Source organism: Streptomyces sp. bgisy130, assembly GCF_057708345.1.
Genome location: NZ_JBYISA010000105.1, coordinates 1 through 1,447, shown reverse-complemented (window position 1 = coordinate 1,447; position 1,447 = coordinate 1). Strand labels below are relative to the sequence as shown.

At 67.4% G+C, this 1,447-nt stretch carries 1 protein-coding gene; it reads right to left on the bottom strand.

Annotated features, from left to right (window positions below):
* Positions 1-23: 23 nt before the first annotated feature.
* A complete protein-coding gene (locus tag AC3EUV_RS38300) occupies positions 24-1,220 on the bottom strand; it encodes an IS110 family RNA-guided transposase (protein WP_432147153.1) in 1,197 nt (398 codons plus the stop codon).
* Positions 1,221-1,447 lie beyond the last annotated feature (227 nt).

The following is a 1,447-nucleotide window of genomic DNA, read 5'->3' as shown; positions in this document are numbered from 1 at the left end:
GAAAGGACTTCCCAATCGTGATGTCAAGCCGCAGCCGTGACGGGAGGTGCACCTTGGTAGCACTGTCCGTCACGGATCATCGCCCACAGGACGTTGAGGCGTCGGCGTGCGAGTGCGAGCAGGGCCTGCTTGTGTCCTTTCCCCTCGCTGCGCTTGCGGTGGTAGAACGCCTTGGAGGCGGGGCAGGTCGTGATGCTGACCATCGCCGAGAGGTACATGCTCCGCAGCAGTCCTCGGTGGTAGCGCCTGGGCCTGCGCAGGTTGCCGCTGACGCGGCCGGAGTCGCGGGGTCTGGGTGCCAGGCCGGCGAAGCCGGCCAGGCGGTCGGCGCTGCCGAAGGCGTCCATGTCACCGCCGGTGGCGGCGATGAACTCGGCACCGAGCTTGGGCCCCATGCCGGGCAGGCTGCGGATCACCTCGGCGTGCGGATGCTCGCGAAACTTGGCCTCGATCAGGGCGTCGAGCTCGGCGATTTCCTCATCGAGGGCCATCACCCCCTTCGCGAGGCGGGCCACCATGGCGGCGGCCAGCTTCTCGCCGGGCAGCGCTGTCTGTTGCGCCTGTGCGGCTTCCGTCGCCGTCTTCGCGAGTGCGGCGGAGCCGCGGACCTTGCGGTTCTTCAGCCAGGTCTCGATCCGCTTCGCGCCGGAGCGTCGGATCGCAGCAGGTGTCTGGAAGCCGGTCAGCAGCATCACCGGGCCCTTGTTGACCAGGTCCAGCGACCTCTCCAACGCCGGGAAGATCTCCAGCAATTGAGCGCGAAGGCGGTTGATCTGCCGGGTGCGGTCGAATACCACGTCCAGGCGTCGGGTGGTCAGGGTGCGCAGGTCGACGGCGATCTCGTCGCCGGGCCGCAGGAGGCCGAGGTCACGGCGGACGCGGGCCTGGTCGGCGATGACGAAGGCGTCCTTCGCGTCGGTTTTGCCCTCGCCCTTGTAGGTGGCCGAGGCACGGTGGATGGCCAGGCCGGTGAGGTAGGCCATGGGCTGACTGTGGCCGAGGAGCAGGCCAATCAGCAGGGCGGCGCCGCCGTGGTTGAGGTCAACGGCCCACAGCACGTCGGTGGATATCGCCAGGACATCACCGATGAGCTTGAGCAGCTCGGTCTCGTCGTTCAGGACCCGACGGGAGAGCAACCGCTCACCCTCCGCGTTGATCACCACGCAGTGGTGATGTTCCTTGCCGATGTCCACCCCGGCCCAGATTTCGGGCACGGCCACCTCCGCCAGCTAGCTGCCTCACATGTCACCCGCAGACGACCTCGCCGACGTTGTCCTACAGCAGCGATCGAGTCGCGTCTCCCAATTGGCGGTCGAGTCGTCGCGGGGCTCCGGGCGGCCAAGTCCTTTGAGCCGTCGAACCGGCGCCACCGTGACAGCCATACCCAGAGCCCCTGGGCCCTCCGATCTTACGAATGACCGGAGCAACCACCCTTGAAAGGTAGGAC